Below are 14,696 nucleotides of genomic sequence, written 5' to 3'. Positions count from 1 at the left end.
TGGAGCCGTGAGCATTGGGGTGCAGGCATCACGTTCGGATCGACGGTTTTCGGTGGGACGGGACGAGGCCCGGGCCGTCGACTTGGGAAGATGCCTGTGGATAACGCCGAATCCCGATCGCAGGGTTATCCACAAATTTCACATTGGATGACTGAAACGCCCGCCCGGAAACGACAACTGAAGATATGGAACTAGTTGACATCCTTGAGGCCAGCGGTGGCGTGGCGAAAATCAGTTCAGTGGGCCGAGTTGCGCGACAGGCGCGTAAAGCCGCACGAGAAGGTTGGGTCATCAGGCCCCTGCCACGCATCGTCATGACAACGGATGCAGTGCGGCGACCTGATGCCTGGATGCGGGCCGTCATGCTGTGGCGACCAAATGCAATCTTCACCGGGCGTGCCGCTCTCTACTTGGCGGGAATGAGAGACGTTGATGTCACGGAGATCGACGTCATAATCCCGCATGCGATGCCCCGGCTGCCAAGGAGGAGTTGGCTACGTTTTCACCGAGCCGGACGCGAGTCGATCATTGACGACCGTAATGGATTCAGGACGACTCATGCCTATACGTGCTTCTGGTTGGCCCTTCGGGGGGACTGGGAAGCGGCCACGGCATCCCTCCGCGCAGGATGGGTGAGTCCTGAGGAGCTCCGAGATGCCCGACGTCGCTTGGCCCGTAAGGTGTCGCCTGGAACCACCAAAGAGGTTTTGAGGCAGCTCCTCGATCGACCCTGGTCGGTAGCTGAACGGGAGCTTCATGCGCTCTTGCACGAGTATCGAGTCAACGGGTGGAGGGCGAATGAGAGGTTGTGGATCAACGGACGCGTGCTCTTCCCCGATCTCTGGTTCAAGCACGAGAAGGTGATCGTCGAGGTTGATGGCTACACCTTTCATGGGAAGCCCCGGGATTACGAGATGACTGCTCGGCGTCATGCGCTCCTGGCGGGGGCTGGGTGGCGTGTCATCCGCGTGACACCGATGATGATCCGCGAAGCTCCGGAGCTGGTTCTTGACACCATCAGGTCAGCATTGTGGCGTCGACATCAGGGGGTACTCGTCCCGGTGTGAGGCGCGGCTGCCGGTGCTTGAGCTGGGAGCATTGCAGCGTGCCCTAGATGGGTTGACGCGGGTGCGAAAACTGTCATCTCAAGAAGGGGCGGAGCAGGTTCGTGTAGATCCCCTGGAGCACTGGAGACTTTTCATGCTGCACAGTGAGAATCGGCCACATGTCGAAGGTTGTCAGTCCTGAGAGAAAAGGGACGAGGCGGACAGACACGAGCCGTGGTCCTCCGAGGCGTCATGAAGGGGCATGGTCGATGATTCGCGGGTCATGGAAATGGCAGCCGAACCGCGATGCATGTCGTCAAAACGACGATCCTTGACGAGTTTTGCTGTGCCAAGGCTGCTGGGGGATTTCGTGCCTGCGGTAGAGGAGGTCTTCCGGGGATTAGAGGAAGTTTTCGGGGATGTCGATGGATGCGCGCCCTGCACAAGGAGAGCGGAGGGTGCGTCGGGAGCTGGAAGACTCGCTGCGTCGAAACGAGGGGCAGCGACTTCGGACGGAAGGGGTTCGTAATTGTCAATCCCCGAGGATTCGGGGACGTCTTCACCTGAATCTGGGGCAGGAGGCGACGAGCACTGCGAATACGACGGTGTCGGAAGGGTCTGATGAGGGTGAGGACGTGCAGGTTCGTCGTGCTTCTCGGAGTCGTCAGAAATACCTGAGAGCGCGTCGGTCAGGGCGGTGAAGGAATCGCTGAGCAACTTGTCAGCTGAGAGGTCCGACAGCGGGTCAGTAACTTTCGCCGATGTGTGAGGCCGCCGCTCGATGACCTTCTTCTGCCCCAAGGAACCAGGACTCAGGATCCGCAGTTCTTGGTCGTCCGAGCCAGATTCGTGTTCGTAATCCCAACCGGTCTTGCGTTTTTTCTTGTCCTTCTGCGCCTGGACGATCCACATGATCACCGTTGCGAACAGCACCAAGCCGATGATCCCATCGAAGGCGCTGTCTTTCATGATGAAAAGGAGAATGGTGAGGAAGACTATCGCCGACGAGTGTCTGCTAGCTGACGAGCCCTTGCCCGAGGTGCCCTTGCTACCGGTGGCCATGTCACGAGGATACGTGATTGGTGTCCCCGACACCCTGCCGGCAGAAATGGGAAAGGATCACCTGAAGTGACCGTGTGCCGTCCTAGCTGCGTGCGAGAACGAGACGATTCCTAGGATTACTCACATGACACACGATCCCGTGACACAACGAGCTCCTCGCAAGGCCGTCATCATGGCTCGAGGCTTGGGAACCCGCATGCGCAAGGCCGCTGTGGGCGTCTCCCTCACTGCAGAACAGGCAAGCGCCGCACAGGCAGGCGTCAAGGCAATGATCAGTCTGGATGGCCGTCCGTTCCTCGATTATGTGATTTCTTCCCTCGCAGATGCCGGGTTTGACCAATTCTGTCTGGTGATCGGTCCGGAGCACGATCTGATTCGCAATTACTACGACTCTTGCGAGAAGTCACGAGTCGAGATCACATATGCGATTCAGGAGCAGCCGCTAGGTACTGCTGATGCGGTTGCAGCCGCCGAGGACTTCGCCGGTGATGACAGAGTCCTTGTTGTGAACTCGGACAATTTCTACCCCGAGGACGCTGTTGCCAGGCTTCGCGAAGTACCCGCATCTGCGACGCTCGGCTTCACGAAGCGTGCCATGATCGATCAGTCCAACATCGACCCGGAGCGTATTCGTGCCTTCGCTCTGCTGGATTCTGACGATTCTGGTCAGCTCACCGATATCATCGAGAAGCCGGCCCCCGAAGTTGTTGACGCTGCTGGGGAGACCGCGTTGGTCTCGATGAACTGCTTCCTGCTTACCCCGAGAATTTTCGAAGCCTGTCGTTCCATCGAGAAGTCTGCGCGTGGTGAGTACGAGATCGTCGATGCGGTGCGGTGGATGGTCGAGCAAGGCGAGCGGTTTGCCGTTGTTCCCGTCGAAGCGGGCGTTCTTGACATGTCGAACCGTGGAGACATCGCCTCGGTGGTTGACGCGCTCGGTGGTCGCGAGGTGAAACTATGACGCGGTGGTTCGTTCCAGGGCGTATCGAGGTCCTCGGGAAGCACACCGATTACGCCGGTGGGTCGACGTTGGTGGCCGCAGTGGATCGCGGCGTTACAATTTCGGTGGAGCCAGGGGACAGGGGGCTCACGGCATCGACCGACGCAGCTCCCGGTGAGTTGTCGTTGAAAGCTGGCTACGATCCAAAATTGCCGGCAGGGCATTGGGGCAGGTACGCCCAGGCCGTACTCGATCGCCTGACGGCCAATTTTGGAGACCTGGCCCCGGCGAGGATCCGGTTGACCTCCGACCTGCCGCTTGCCAGCGGGATGAGCTCCTCGTCAGCTCTGGTCAGCGCGATTGTGCTTGGTCTGGCCGATTTCAACGGGCTGTCGGATACCACTGCTTGGCAAGACAACATCACCGATGACGTTGACCTGGCAGGATACCTGGCCTGCCACGAGAACGGCATGACCTTCAAGAACCTTGCTGGTGCCGCTGGCGTGGGAACTTTTGGCGGCTCAGAGGACCACACGGCGATGGTGTGCAGCGAGGACGGTCAACTCGGGCAATTCCGCTTCTGCCCGATCCGACTGGAGAGACGAGTCCCGTTCCCCGAGGACATGTCGTTCGTCGTCATTGTTTCTGGGGTGGCGGCTGAGAAGACCGGAGCTGCGCGGGATCTCTACAACGCAGCGTCCCTGGCAACTCGGGAGATCGTCAGTCGGTGGAATTCGAACACTGGTCGTCATGACGCGGTCATCGGCGATGTCCTTGCCGTTGATCCTGACGCCGAGAAGCTTTACGAGGTGGTGCGGGATCGAGAGGACCTCACCCGACGCCTGGATCATTTCCTGACCGAGTCCGAAAAGATCATCCCGGAGGCGTCCAAGGCGCTATCGTGTGGCGACCTCGAGGAGTTCGGTCGAATGGCCCAGGAATCTCAGCGAGCGGCCGAGGATCTTCTTGGCAACCAGGTTCCGCAGACCGCCGTCTTGGCGCGCATCGCGCATGATCTCGGAGCGGTTGGTTCAACCTCCTTTGGTGCTGGTTTTGGCGGCTCGGTGTGGGCGTTGGTTCCGTCCGCGGAGGCGAAGGAGTTCGCCGAAAAATGGATCACCTCGTATCGCGACGAGTACCCGGAAGAAGCGTCCCAAGCGACGACTGTCGTCACCCGTCCGGGACCCTCTGCTCGGCGCCTGGACTGAAAAGCCGGGAGTCCGCTCATCGCCATCTCGCCATCGCGCAGGTGTGGTGAGCGGATCTTCGCGACCGCGGTCGTCCTGGAACCTGAAGGCGTTTTCCAACTTATTCTTGAGTCGTGGCGGACGAGATCGAATTTGGCACTGGCGGCTGGCGAGCGATCATCGCGGATACCTTCACTCGTTTCAATGTTGAGCGAGTCGCTCAGGCGCTTTCAGACCGTATACATGACGAGAATCAACAGCAGCGCCCGGTCGTTATTGGGTACGACCAACGCTTCCTCTCCCCAGAATTCGCATGGTGGGCGGCAGAAGTGCTCGCGGCCAATGGGCTCACCGTTCGGATCATTGACCGGCCTGCCCCGACCCCGATGATCATGTGGACTGTCCGCGACCTGGACTGTGCCTATGGCATGGCGGTCACGGCCTCCCACAACCCCGCGACGTACAACGGACTCAAGGTGTTCACGGAGGGCGGTCGTGACGCCAAGGTGGAGATCACTGAACCCATCCAGCGTCGCGCCAATTCCATCGGCCCAGCCGACATCAAGCGCGTACACCGCGCTGACGCCCTTCGTGACGGGTTGGTCGAGGTGCAAACCTCGATGAACTGGTACATCGACGCGATCCTCGACCATGTCGACCTCGAAGCGATTCGACACGCCCACCTCAAGGTTGTCCTCGACCCGATGTTCGGAGTCTCTCGCACCTGCCTCCAGACCATCCTCATGACGGCTCGTTGCGACGTCGACACCATTCACGAGCGCCGCGACACCCTCTTTGGTGGGCGTCTCCCCTCCCCGAACTCCAAGACTCTGCAAGCGTTGACCCAGGAGGTCGTCGAGCGGGGAGCCGACATCGGCATCGCCACCGATGGTGACGCTGACCGACTCGGTATCATCGATGATCAGGGACATTTCCTCCACCCCAACCAGATCTTGGTCCTGCTGTACACGTACCTGTTGGAGGACAAGGGCTGGAAGGGCGGGTGCGTGCGCAACCTCGCGACGACACACCTGCTCGATCGCGTTGCCGAGGCCCACGGGCAGACGTGCTACGAGGTTCCGGTCGGTTTCAAGTGGGTGTCGTCCAAGATGGCTGAGACCGGCGCTGTGATCGGCGGTGAGTCCTCGGGTGGTTTGACCGTCAAGGGACACATTGCGGGCAAGGATGGCGTCTACGCGGGCACCCTGCTGGTGGAAATGATCGCCAAACGGGGCAAGAAGCTTTCCCAGATCTACGCCGACATCGAGGAGCGTTACGGTCGCCTCGAGATGGTGGAGGATGACTTCTCCTTCGCGTCCGAGGACAAGGAGGCGCTCAAGAAGCGCATCTACGAGGAGAAGGATCTTCCCGACTTTGGCCTCGAGATTGACCACATCAGCGACATGGACGGAGTCAAGGTGTACTTCGCCAACGGTGGGTGGATCATTGTTCGCTTCTCCGGTACCGAGCCCCTGCTACGAGTGTTCTGCGAGATGCCGGACGCTGAGATGGCCCGTGCGTGCATCGACGAGGTCGTTGAACACTATCAATTCGAGTGACGGGGCGGCCCTGCTTACGCCAAGGGGCTGGGCCCGGCGACCCGGGCAGTTGGCCTGGTGCTGGGTTTTCCCGCTTGGTGTGTGGTTGCGACAGAGGTGTGACGTGACCACACACCAAGCGGGGATTTTGCCCGGTATGGGGCTCGGGGGCAGGGGGCACGACGCGCGGATGAGGTGAGGATGTGGCTTGTTGCTATCCACGCAGCCCAGGGACGATCAGCCCATCATTCCCCGGTCCAATGACGATCCACCCGCTTCGAAATGTCACAGGTGATCTCGTAACTGATGGTTCCGAGCTGCTCGGCCATGTCGTCGGCGGTCAGGACCTCGTCTTCCTGGGTTCCGATGAGAACCACCTCATCACCCACGGTGGCAGTCGGATCGGGGCCGAGATCGACCATGAACTGATCCATGCACACCCGACCGACGATGGGGTGGACAGCGCCTCCGATGAGCACGCGCCCCTTGTTCGACAACGCCCTCGACAGCCCATCGGCGTATCCGACAGGCACGGTGGCGATTTTTGTCGTCTCGCCTGCGGTCCAAGTCCTTCCGTAGCCAATAGTGTCGCCCGGATTGACAGTTTTGACGAAGGTGACGTGACTCACCCAGGACAAAGCAGGGCGCAGTTCGGCGCGATCAGCGTGCGGGTCGGGGTCGTATCCGTAACCGACGATGCCTGCGCGCACCATCGACGTTCGTCCCAGGTCATGCCCAAGGATGGCGCCGGAGTTGGCAAGGTGCACCAATGGGAAGGGTCCGCGCTCCGCCTCGATCCGGGATACAGCATCCATGAAGGTGCTTATCTCGCGTCGCGTGAAGTCCTCTCCCTCGGGGACGTCACTGATGGGCAGGTGAGTGAATACTCCCTCGACCTCGACGTTCTCGGCACGATCCGCGGCGGCCGTGAGTTCGCCAAGTTGTTCCGGCCGCAACCCAATACGCCCCATACCGCTATCGACGGCAATGTGGATCTTGACGGTAACTCCCCGTTTCCCGGCGGCAAAGTTCACTGCATCCAGGGTGTCGAAATCCACCACCGTGAGACGCATGCCGGATTCGATAGCGGCATCGAGGTCCCAGGGGTCAACGGGGGAGAGCTTGAGGATGGGGAGTGTGATGCTGGCTTCCACCAGCTCTTGGCCTTCCGCGACAGTGGCGACGGCGAGCCAGTCAGCGCAGTGATGTTTTTCGACATAGCGGGAGACTTCGACGGCGCCGTGCCCATAAGCATCGGCCTTGACGGCGAAGAGGACCTTCCGGTCACCAGCCCGTTTCCTGACGACGGCGAGGTTCGCAGCGATGGCAGACAGATCAACAATGGCGTGTGAGGGCGACGGGCATCTTGACATGTGTCATAACTCCTTTGAGCTGTCAGAAATTGCGATGCGGTCAACGGATAGGGGAGGGCGGCGCCGGCAAGCATGACGGAATGATGGAACTGTCCACGTCCGCGTGGCTGGCGGACGGCCCCATTCCGGGCACTCCATTGCGGGACGGTTGCACCAGTGTGTCATCGTGCCTCGCACTCGGGTCCAGTTCCCTACCAGCCAAGATTTGGTGCGACCCCGATAGAACGTGCTGGTCATCATCGTCGCTCAACTGTCCCTCTCTAATCGGTATCGTCGGTCCCCGCGTCGTCGCGGATGGCGTGGTGACGGTCGAAGAACCAACCGATTCCGAGAATGAGGAACCAGAGAGGCGTGAGTGCGAGAGCACGGGCGGTGTCAGGTTCCTGGGCCAGCAACACGAGGGTGAAGACGAAAAACGCCAGGATCGCCCAGCACATGCCGCGCCCACCAGGCATGGGGTACTTCGACGCTGAATGGGCGTCCGGAGCAATCTTTCGGTACTTCATGTAGCTGATGACGATCATGCTCCAGACAAAGATGAACAGCACTGAGGAAATTGTCGTCACAAGAGTGAAAGCCTCGACGAAGGATTCTGACGCCGCCAGGATAAGCGCCGTGCTGAGAACCAGGACGGTGACGACGAGCCCCCATCGCGGGACGCCATTTTTACTGAGGCGCCCAAACTGTCTCGGAGCCATCCTCTTATGCGCGAGGCCAAAGAGCATCCGTGAAATGGAGTAGATCCCGGAGTTCGATGACGATGCGGCGGACGTGAGTACGACGAAATTCATCACGCTGGCGGCCCCAGTGAATCCGACGAGTCCCAAAACCTGTACGAACGGGGATGAATCCGGGCGGACCTCGTTCCACGGCACGGCCGTCATGATCGCGGCCAGAGCGCCGATGTAGAAGATGAGGATTCGTGCCGGAACAGCACTGATGGCTCGGGGAAGCGTCTTTTCAGGGTCTTGGGTCTCGGCTGCGGTTGTGCCGATGAGTTCAATCCCTACGAATGCGAAGGCCGCCATCTGGAATCCAGCGAAGAACCCACTCCATCCATTTGGCATGAATCCACCGTGATCCCACATGTTGGTGAATGATGCGGCGCCCCCAGAGGGGGACTTTAATCCAATGATTGCCAGCACGATGGCAAGAATGATGAGTGAGATAATCGCGATGATCTTAATCAGTGCGAACCAGAACTCCAGTTCACCGAACATTTTAACAGTGAGGAGATTTAAACAGAGAAGCAGGAAGAGCGTCGCAGCTGCTAGTAAGGTAGCAAGGCTATGGTTTTTGATCCAGAAATCCCAGTAAGTGGTGATTCCAATGAGTTCGGCCATTCCAGTGACAATCCAGCAGAGCCAGTAAGTCCATCCCAGGAAGAATCCTGCCCAAGGGCCGATCAGATCGGCTGCGAAATCCTGGAAGCTCTTGTAGTCAAGGTTGTACATGAGCAACTCGCCCATGGCTCGCATGACGAAGTAGAGCATAGTTCCGATGATGAGGTAGGACACGATAATGCTTGGTCCGGCAGCGTGGATGGCTTTGCCGGATCCTAGGAACAGGCCGGTCCCGATGGCGCCACCGATCGCGATGAGCTGGATGTGGCGGTTGCTCAGATTGCGGTGGAGGTGCACTTCGTCGTGCTCCTTGGGATGTGGTGAATCCGCAGTCAGGGAAGCCTCACTCGTCGGCGCTTGAGGGTTCCCTGAAGCGTCTGGATTTTCGCCAAAACCAGTCATATGTCGCCTCCGTGAAATGGACGTCAGAGTCGCGCGGTGAGGGTGAATCGACAGTGTCTCAGCCTTCCACGATGCAATTTGTTTGCAGCATAGCACCGGCCGGTCGGCCCCTGGTGATCGTCATTTAAAGGATGGCCAAATAGTCGTGGTTGGAGTGCGGTGCCATGCTCGTCGATTTCTAATCATTATGATGGTCAATTCGCCAATGAGATGGCTATCAACCCATATCAACAACCATTGACCCCGTCAGGACAGCTACCGTGTCTGTGTGGTCAAGAACCTCGATCGAGGCTGGCCGCTTCCAGAGAGCATCTCTGGCCCGCGGGGCGTGTCTGCTCTGCGGACCAGAGGTCGATGACGGTCAGCGTAACCCCTCCTTGCGCTGCGTGCGGTGGCGGTAGACGAAGTACATCGAAGCGATGAAGACGAACCAGATCGGCGTGATGAGCACTGCAATTCGCGTCGTCGGATCCAAGGCGAGGATGACGAGGCTGATCGCGAAAAATGTCAGCACGACCCAGCACATCGGGACGCCACCAGGCATCTTGTACACCGAGTCCTCGTGCAGATCGGGGCGCTTATGGCGGTACACGATGTAACAGACGACGATGAGGGACCAGCTGAACAGGAACAGCAGAGCGGCAACGGTCGTCACGAGGGCGAAAGCCTGCATGATCGAGTCCGAGGTGTACAGGAAGATGATGCCGCAGAGCAGCAGCAGGCAGGATGCGACAAGTGCGTTGCGCGGGACGTTGTTGCCCGACAGTTTTCGGAACTTTGACGGAGCTTGACCATCGAGAGCCAAGCCGTACATCATCCGCGATGTGGAGTACAGCCCCGAATTGTCTGACGATGCCGCGGCGGTGAGCAGGACGAAATTCATCACGCTGGCGGCAGCTCCGAAACCGGCCAGGCCAAACAGCGACACGAACGGGCTGACACCAGGCACCACCTTGCGCCAGGGGATGACGGTGGTGATGGCCAACAGGGCGAGCACGTAGAACAGGGCCAACCGCACAGGAATGGCGTTGATCGCCTTGGGAAGGGTAGTGCAGGGATCCTTCGTCTCGGCGGCGGCGGTGCCCACGAGCTCGATGCCGACAAAGGCGAAGAAGGCAATCTGGAATCCGCCGAGGAATCCCATCACTCCGTTGGGGAAGAAGCCACCGTCGTTCCAGAGGTTCGCAATCTTGGATGGTCATGCCGGGACTCCTTCCTCGGATTCCGTCGGTGCCGTTGCCGGGGGCAGTGGGCTGCCGTCGAACAGTCCGTCGAGGGACTTGGGGTCCTCGGCGATGCGGGTGACGGCGTCGCGCAGGTCCATGCCGTCACGACGGGACAGTCGCAGTACGGCGTGGCCGGCCCCCTTGCCGCCCAGTCCTGCGGCAAAGACGTTCTCGACGACGGCGTGGGTCGTCACGGAGTCGATCCCCATGCGCAGCAGGACGGACCGTTCGATCGATGGTGTGGTGTGGGTGCGGGCGAGGTCGACGACCGGGGTCATGACCTGCTCGCACAGCTGCCAGAAGCGTTCCTTGAGAGCAGCGTCATCGAGGTCGGCGAGCTCGGCACGCAGGGCCTCGTAGCGTTCGACGCGCTCCTGATCCGGGTCGGACATCATGCTCCTTCCTTGGCCAGATCAGCGCCGATCTGGCGGACGGCATCGGTGGTGGTGTTGGTCTCGTCGGCCAGGAACTCCAGCTCGGCGTCTCCCCACACCTCCGGAGCCATCACCTGGCTGGCGTGGCGCAGGTAGCTGCGACGCAGCTTGTCGAGGTCGAGGGCACGGGTGCCGACCTGGTCGAGACGTTCCGGAATGACGATGGCCTTGCCGGGGATGTTGCCGGCAGGGTCGCCACGACGGACCTCGATACCGCGCGAGCGGGCGAAGGACAGCTGGCTGTTGTGGTGCTTTCCGGCGCCGGTGTACTCGGTCTCCTGGACGACGACGATCTGGTCGCGATCCATCTGACGAGCCATGGCGACCGCGGCCGTCAGGCTGGTGTTTTCGGCCGGGCCCCGCTCCAGACCTTCGATCTTCGTCAGGAGCTCGGTCATGTAGAAGACCTCGCCCTGGGAGACCAGCTGGTAGCCGTCCATGTACCGCAGCGGACGAGCGGCGTTGCGTGGGACGTCGACGCGGTCGGGCCAGGTGGCGAAGGGCACGCCGAAACCGGTGTGGCAGGTGGTGAACGACTTGTTGTTGAAGTCGTGGTCGGAGGCCATGTGCAATCCGGTGAGATCCACCGAGACGGCGACGACCTGGGTCTCGTCACAGCCCACCTTGCGCAGGCCACGGGCAGTTCCGGTGATGTTGCCGCCACCGGCGTTGGTGACGACGACGGCGTCGGGCTGGCGTCCGTAGCGCTGCTTCACCTCGTGACCGATCTCGGCGCCGAGGGTCTCGATGCCCGCGATGCCGTACGGCGTGTAGAGGCTGGCGTTGAAATAGCCAGTGTCCTCCAGTGTGCGCAGCAGCACGTAGAAAAGTTCCGGTCCGACCGTCAGTTTGATCACTTCAGCGCCGTAGGCCTCACAGGCCCGGGATTTTTCGACAATCTCGGGTTGGCCGACGTGACGGGAGTCGTAGATCTCCTGGATGACGATGCACGCCAGTCCGCGCTGAGCGGCCTGGGAGGCGACGGCGGCACCGTAGTTTCCGCTGGTGGCCGTCACCATGCCGGCAAATCCCTTGACCTCCGCCTCGTGGGCGCTCAGGGACGCACGACGAGCCTTGAAGCTGCCTGACGCATTGGCGGCCTCATCCTTGAGAAGGATCCGAGCACCCTTGCCGGGTTCGGCGATCTCGCGGACGGCGTCGGTCAGACGATGCAGCTCGTACAGCGGGGTGTGACCCACCTTGGTCTCGGCCTGGATGCGAGCGACGTCGTCGAGGTCATAGCCAGGGGAGGGCATCAGGGCGTCGTAGTCGAAGACCAGGTCACCGCGCTGGAAGCTGTCGTAGTCCAGGGCGAGGGCACGCCGCATGATTTCGCTGCGGCGAGCCATGACGTCGTCATAGGAGTTGCTCATGACCGGTCCTCCTTCCCGTGGGACGTGATGGGTTCGTGCTTGGTGCCGATCGTCAACAGCTCGGGCACGGTGTTGCCAAAACTGTGGCTGTAGCTGGGATTGACGCAGCCGAGGACACCGGTGTGTTGCCGACCGATGATTGACGTGATCGTGACCTCGTCCCCAATGCGTGCCTCCTCGTCGAGGAACCCACTGATCCACTGGACGAGGGGAGTGGCGGCGGTGTCAGCCGGCACCGCGGCGGCGCGCTCGGAGGGCTGCAGGATGATGGTGCGAACCTCCACCCAGGAGCCCTTGGGAATCGGGCCGTTCGCCTGCGGGGCGGTGTTGGGCGTGTCTGTCATGGTGACCTCGCTCAGCGACGCTCGTAGGCCGACGGTCCCATGAGGGCACACGGCGAGGGCAGGTCGATGATGCGCTTGAGTCCGGGGGTGGCGGCGACGATGCGTGGGATGGTGTTGACGCAGATACCCGCGGTGGCCTTGCCGCCAGCGATCTCCGGTCCGGTCGACATCGAGATGTCCGGGACGCCGGTGATGGTGATGAAGTCGCCGGTCTCCTGTCCCTCGGCCTCCGGGGCGACCTGCTGCGGATGGATGAGTCGGATGACCTCTTGGTCCCCGCAACGGCCGACTGCCGTGTGGTTGCACCCGGCGACCTGACCCGGCTCGACGGTGCGGTCGCGGGCAGGACGGGCAACCTTGGCGATGATGGGCTCGATGTTCTGCTCGACCGAGTCGACCCCGAGGCCGAGGGCGTCGCTGAGGAGTCGGATGGATTCCGGGAAGCCGACGTGGCCGACGATGGAGCCGTCGGCGACTCCGGCCTTGAACTCCTCGGGGGTGTGCCGACGCCCTGGGTGCGAAGCACGGCCTCGCCGTAGGGGGCGAGGTCGTTCACGCGGCGGGCCTCGATGTGAGTGACCTCCTGGCCGCCGGAGCACAGGGCGACGACGAGGTGGTCGAGGACGAATCCGGGGTTGACGCCAACACCAACAGCTGAGACGCCGTGCGACTTGGCGAGTTCGTCGAGTTCCTTGGCCATCTCGGGGTTCTGGGCCTCGGGGCAGGACATCTCCTCGGCGATGCTGACGACGTTGATTCCGGCAGTGGTGATGGTGCGAAGGTCAGCAATCTGGTCGCGTACCCACGAGGTGGTGGCGATTGTGACGACGTCGACCTTGTCGGAGTCGAGGATGGTGGAGGGATCGGTCGTGACATGGACTCCGAGGGAATCGATGCCGAGCACTTCGCCGACATCCTTACCGTCCAGGGCCGGGTTGACGTCGATGGCCCCGACAAGATCCAGTCCATCCTTGGACGTGATGAGTTTGGCCATTCCCTGGCCCATGGCTCCCAGACCCCACTGGACGACTCGGATGGGATTAGTGGCGGTCATTGTGGTTCCTCCTGACGACGATGTCTGGTGCTGAAGCGAGCCGACTTCCTTACTGGTCACTGTCTGGCACCGTGCATGCACTGTGCTGGCGGCATTTCTGCAGTCGAAGGGGGCCTGCCCTGGCCTGCGTTCGTGCAGGTCGACGGTTCTTCGTTGATCCGTCCGGGCTCTACTTTGTCACTGGATGTTTGTGCAATGTCTCCTGCTACAGATGTGCGCAGAGCTGGACCGACGGCTTGTCAATGTCCTGCAGATCGACCCGCGTGCCACCTGGGCCAAGGTGGGCAAGGTCCTGGGCATGTCACCAACGACCGTTGCCCACCGTTGGCAGCGTCTCGTCGATGACGGAATCGCCTGGATAACCGCTTGTCCGAACCTCGATCAGCAGATGACGGCCATCGTCGAGGTCGACTGCCACACCGAGAGCCTGCCCCAAGTCATCAAGACCTTGTGCGCGAATCCCATGATCGTCAGTGTCTACGAGACGACGGGGGATCGTGACCTGTTGCTCACCGTCGTGGCGCCCGATCTTCCCACTCTCTCCGACATGGTCATCGACTGGATCGGCGGGCTGCGCGGCGTCCACGGGTCACGTAGCGCGCTGGTGACGTCGGTGGTCATCGCTCGGACTCTTGGCGCATCAATGCTCTCACCAAGTCGGAGAGAGCCCTTGCCAAAAGCCCCCGGCCACGGGAGCTGTGGATGCTGCCGCCAGACGATTTGGATCGTGAGCTGGCCCAGTTGCTTGCGGCTGATGGACGTGCCAGTGCGACCTCCCTGGCCAGGACCTTGGACATTCCGGCCAGCACCCTGCATCGCCGGTTGCAAAAACTGCTCACCAACCGGAAGATCCAGCCCAGATGTGATGTCTCCCCGGAGCTGGGCGGGTGGAATTTGGAGTGCACCTGGACGGCCACCATCCCCCTCAATCACAAGACGAGAGTGCTGGAGTTGCTGCGTCAGCAACCGGCGCTGCGGTCGTGCATGTGGATCACTGGCAACAACAATTTGCGAGTGAACTTCCGGGTGGAGCGCCAGAACGGGATCGGCATGATCGAGTCGGCGATCGCGGAGGCGATACCAGGTCTCGCTCCGGCTGAAACCATCGTCTACATGCGTAGTCACAAGTCGATGGGATGGATTCTGGGCCGTACCGGCCGTGCCACCGGGGAGTTCATCTGCCCTCCGCTGATCGGGGATCACGAGAGAGGCGATCACTAACAGTGCCAGCTCCGGATGAACGGATCTCGAGGTTTGCAGGACGATTTTGAAAGAGTCAAGAGCTCGCCTTGCTGACTGCTGGGTTGAGCCGTGCAAGTGCTTATTCTCTAGGTGTTACCCGCAGCTGGTTGGCGATGACGTCGACGAGCACAC

Annotated in this window: 10 protein-coding genes and 3 pseudogenes; 5 read left to right on the top strand and 8 right to left on the bottom strand. The window is 61.0% G+C overall.

The window, feature by feature from the left end; genetic code table 11:
* Positions 1-185 precede the first annotated feature (185 nt).
* Entirely contained in the window at positions 186-1,067 is an 882-nt protein-coding gene (locus HMPREF9153_RS04765) for an endonuclease domain-containing protein (RefSeq protein ID WP_004809929.1), read from the top strand.
* A gap of 171 nt (positions 1,068-1,238) precedes the next feature.
* Here the strand turns inward: HMPREF9153_RS04765 and HMPREF9153_RS04760 are convergent, their stop codons facing one another.
* A complete protein-coding gene (locus tag HMPREF9153_RS04760; RefSeq protein ID WP_023032117.1) occupies positions 1,239-2,108 on the bottom strand; it encodes a hypothetical protein in 870 nt (289 codons plus the stop codon).
* A 124-nt stretch (positions 2,109-2,232) separates the two neighbouring features.
* Here HMPREF9153_RS04760 and HMPREF9153_RS04755 point away from each other — a divergent pair, with 124 nt between their 5' ends.
* The 3 genes from HMPREF9153_RS04755 to HMPREF9153_RS04745 all read left to right on the top strand — a co-directional run bounded on the left by HMPREF9153_RS04755 (position 2,233) and on the right by HMPREF9153_RS04745 (position 5,794).
* Positions 2,233-3,069: a nucleotidyltransferase family protein gene (locus HMPREF9153_RS04755; RefSeq protein ID WP_004809923.1), complete on the top strand. Its 837-nt coding sequence runs from the start codon at positions 2,233-2,235 to the stop codon at positions 3,067-3,069.
* Positions 3,066-4,256: a galactokinase family protein gene (locus HMPREF9153_RS04750; protein WP_004809921.1), complete on the top strand. Its 1,191-nt coding sequence runs from the start codon at positions 3,066-3,068 to the stop codon at positions 4,254-4,256. The genes HMPREF9153_RS04755 and HMPREF9153_RS04750 overlap by 4 nt, the downstream gene beginning before the upstream one ends.
* A gap of 113 nt (positions 4,257-4,369) precedes the next feature.
* Positions 4,370-5,794, top strand: coding sequence for a phosphoglucomutase/phosphomannomutase family protein (locus tag HMPREF9153_RS04745; protein WP_004809919.1), 1,425 nt, complete (start codon positions 4,370-4,372; stop codon positions 5,792-5,794).
* Between the two features lie 224 nt (positions 5,795-6,018).
* Here the strand turns inward: HMPREF9153_RS04745 and alr are convergent, their stop codons facing one another.
* The 7 genes and pseudogenes from alr to ord all read right to left on the bottom strand — a co-directional run bounded on the left by alr (position 6,019) and on the right by ord (position 13,322).
* Positions 6,019-7,146, bottom strand: a complete 1,128-nt coding sequence (gene alr, locus HMPREF9153_RS04740) for an alanine racemase (protein ID WP_004809917.1) — start codon at positions 7,144-7,146, stop codon at positions 6,019-6,021.
* 260 nt (positions 7,147-7,406) lie between these two features.
* Complete coding sequence (locus HMPREF9153_RS04735) at positions 7,407-8,891, bottom strand: amino acid permease (protein WP_004809914.1); 1,485 nt, start codon at positions 8,889-8,891, stop codon at positions 7,407-7,409.
* A 361-nt stretch (positions 8,892-9,252) separates the two neighbouring features.
* Positions 9,253-10,089, bottom strand: a pseudogene (locus tag HMPREF9153_RS04730) (amino acid permease); the annotation flags it as partial.
* Complete coding sequence (gene oraS / locus HMPREF9153_RS04725; RefSeq protein ID WP_004809911.1) at positions 10,090-10,512, bottom strand: D-ornithine 4,5-aminomutase subunit OraS; 423 nt, start codon at positions 10,510-10,512, stop codon at positions 10,090-10,092.
* Positions 10,509-11,924, bottom strand: a complete 1,416-nt coding sequence (gene ortB, locus HMPREF9153_RS04720; RefSeq protein ID WP_004809910.1) for a 2-amino-4-oxopentanoate thiolase subunit OrtB — start codon at positions 11,922-11,924, stop codon at positions 10,509-10,511. The genes oraS and ortB overlap by 4 nt, the downstream gene beginning before the upstream one ends.
* Positions 11,921-12,268, bottom strand: coding sequence for a 2-amino-4-oxopentanoate thiolase subunit OrtA (gene ortA, locus HMPREF9153_RS04715; RefSeq protein WP_004809908.1), 348 nt, complete (start codon positions 12,266-12,268; stop codon positions 11,921-11,923). Before ortA ends, ortB begins: the two co-directional genes overlap by 4 nt.
* 11 nt (positions 12,269-12,279) lie before the next feature.
* Positions 12,280-13,322 (bottom strand): annotated as a pseudogene (gene ord, locus HMPREF9153_RS04710) (2,4-diaminopentanoate dehydrogenase).
* Between the two features lie 211 nt (positions 13,323-13,533).
* On the opposite strand from ord, the pseudogene HMPREF9153_RS12700 reads away from it, so the two are divergent.
* A pseudogene (locus HMPREF9153_RS12700) lies at positions 13,534-14,543 on the top strand (Lrp/AsnC family transcriptional regulator).
* The last annotated feature ends 153 nt before the right edge of the window (positions 14,544-14,696 follow it).

The organism is Cutibacterium avidum ATCC 25577, from assembly GCF_000227295.1.
Lineage (GTDB): Bacteria > Actinomycetota > Actinomycetes > Propionibacteriales > Propionibacteriaceae > Cutibacterium > Cutibacterium avidum.
Note: the sequence above shows the minus strand (reverse complement) of the source record. Positions and strands in the feature narration are given on the sequence as shown.

Bases quoted from the DNA above. Each gene is read 5' to 3' on its own strand.
- HMPREF9153_RS04765 (WP_004809929.1), top strand. From the start codon at position 186: ATGGAACTAGTTGACATCCTTGAGGCCAGCGGTGGCGTGGCGAAAATC.
- HMPREF9153_RS04760 (WP_023032117.1), bottom strand. From the start codon at position 2,108: ATGGCCACCGGTAGCAAGGGCACCTCGGGCAAGGGCTCGTCAGCTAGC.
- HMPREF9153_RS04755 (WP_004809923.1), top strand. From the start codon at position 2,233: ATGACACACGATCCCGTGACACAACGAGCTCCTCGCAAGGCCGTCATC.
- HMPREF9153_RS04750 (WP_004809921.1), top strand. From the start codon at position 3,066: ATGACGCGGTGGTTCGTTCCAGGGCGTATCGAGGTCCTCGGGAAGCAC.
- alr (WP_004809917.1), bottom strand. From the start codon at position 7,146: ATGTCAAGATGCCCGTCGCCCTCACACGCCATTGTTGATCTGTCTGCC.
- HMPREF9153_RS04735 (WP_004809914.1), bottom strand. From the start codon at position 8,891: ATGACTGGTTTTGGCGAAAATCCAGACGCTTCAGGGAACCCTCAAGCG.
- oraS (WP_004809911.1), bottom strand. From the start codon at position 10,512: ATGATGTCCGACCCGGATCAGGAGCGCGTCGAACGCTACGAGGCCCTG.
- ortB (WP_004809910.1), bottom strand. From the start codon at position 11,924: ATGAGCAACTCCTATGACGACGTCATGGCTCGCCGCAGCGAAATCATG.
- ortA (WP_004809908.1), bottom strand. From the start codon at position 12,268: ATGACAGACACGCCCAACACCGCCCCGCAGGCGAACGGCCCGATTCCC.